General features: G+C 38.3%; 1 protein-coding gene. It reads left to right on the forward strand.

Going from position 1 to position 261, the window contains the following annotated elements:
- The coding region (locus EUU22_RS26410; protein WP_205687895.1) for a hypothetical protein at window positions 1-199 on the forward strand (199 nt) is incomplete at its 5' end.
- Window positions 200-261: the final 62 nt, after the last annotated feature.

The following is a 261-nucleotide window of genomic DNA, read 5'->3' on the forward strand; positions in this document are numbered from 1 at the left end:
CGTCCCACATATAAAAACAAGTAGAGGAAGATGGGCATGGATGTTAGCTCAGGGCCAGTCTTCCTCAGCAAAAAGAGGAGGATTGGCGGCAGATGTTAGCTCAGGGCTGATCTTCCTCAAAAGAAAAAAAGAATATGAACATTTTCACATCTTGGTTACATTTCCACCCAGATTTAAATGTTTGTTCTCAAAAGCATGAGTAATATGGGTGCTCCAGGAAATACATAATGAATATTAAAATGTTATGGCTTTTGTTTAAGT

It is taken from the genome of Ciceribacter ferrooxidans (genome assembly GCF_004137355.1).
Lineage (GTDB): Bacteria > Pseudomonadota > Alphaproteobacteria > Rhizobiales > Rhizobiaceae > Allorhizobium > Allorhizobium ferrooxidans.